The 1,257-nt window shown below is 57.4% G+C and carries 2 protein-coding genes; both read left to right on the top strand.

Annotated features, from left to right (window positions below; all coding sequences use genetic code 11):
- Positions 1 to 226: hypothetical protein (locus tag PMI24_RS29455; RefSeq protein WP_238553802.1), on the top strand; the 226-nt coding region annotated here is incomplete at its 5' end.
- Positions 227 to 407: 181 nt separating this feature from the next.
- Positions 408 to 1,166, top strand: a complete 759-nt coding sequence (locus PMI24_RS00005; RefSeq protein WP_011335462.1) for a hypothetical protein — start codon at positions 408 to 410, stop codon at positions 1,164 to 1,166.
- The last annotated feature ends 91 nt before the right edge of the window (positions 1,167 to 1,257 follow it).

Here is a 1,257-nt window from a genome sequence, read left to right as displayed (position 1 = left end):
GCCACTAGACGAAGGGGACACACTACAACATTCACTCCCTGCCGCGTTTCGCTGTGTGCTTTACGCTGCAAGTGGCGCGCATTCTATGGATGGATTGAAAGGTCGTCAACCCCCAGATATAAATTTATTTAAATCAATGACTTCGACCTGCTTTACCAGCCGTTTCCAGCTTTTGCGTCGCCCGACGATTGACGCCTATATTCCGACACTCGCCAAGGCGTTATAGTCCACGGCACAGGTGATGGCAATCTGCACCCCAAGGGCCAGCATTTATATAAGCCGGTTCCTGGCCGATACAGATTCAGCTTCGCCGATCCAAACCCGTCGAGCGGCGCTAGGCTCCTCTATGCCAAGCCACTACACTCGCACGCGAACCCTATAAAGAGGTCTTACCGGTGACACCACTCATGATCACCCTGCTAGTCATAGCCGGGATCGCAATCTTGATCGCCATTGGCTACATGAACCATGTGGTGGAAAACACCAAACTGGAGAAGGCCCGCACCAAGGTCGAACTCAACGACCGCCTGCGCCGTTGCGGCGAACTGACCGAAACCTTCCCCGGCCAGTTCATGACCCCGGCCCTCAAACTGCTGCTGACCCGCCTCGAACTGAACGTCTGCCAGCGCCTGCTGAATCTGGAAAAGACCAGCGCCACCACCAAGGCCCGCATCACTGAACTCAGCGCCCTCGTCGCCCAGGGCGAATCGATCCCGGTGAACAACCCACCGGCCCCGATCCAGACCGAAGCCAAGGCCAAAGACGTCCGCTTCCTCCTCGAAGCCCTCCACGGCCAGATCACCCGCGCCGCCCAGGACGGCTTCCTGCCACCGAACGAAGCCAAACACTGGATCCGCGAAGTACGCCACATCCTCGTGCTGCTGCACATCGAATTCTTCAACAACCTCGGCCAACACGCCCTCCAGCAAAACCAGCCAGGCCAGGCCCGCCTCGCCTTCGAACGCGGCGTGCAATACCTGCGCAAACAGCAGGACCCGCAAATCTACGCCGAACAACTCCAATACCTGGAAAAACTCCTGGCCCGCGCCAACGCCCAGGTCATGGACAAAATCGCCCCGGTCGAAGGCGAAGAAAACCAACTGACTGCCGGCCTCAAAGATGTCGAGGCTGATGCGGACTGGAAGAAGAAAGTAATTTACGACTGAGTGCAGTCGGAGAGAGAAGCCACCGAGAGGTGGCTTTTTTATTAGGCGCGGAGAAGATCAAAGTCAAAGGCGCCCTCACTGTAGAGACCGG

It is taken from the genome of Pseudomonas sp. GM25 (assembly GCF_000282255.1).
Classification (GTDB): domain Bacteria; phylum Pseudomonadota; class Gammaproteobacteria; order Pseudomonadales; family Pseudomonadaceae; genus Aquipseudomonas; species Aquipseudomonas aphyarum.
Note: the sequence above shows the minus strand (reverse complement) of the source record. Positions and strands in the feature narration are given on the sequence as shown.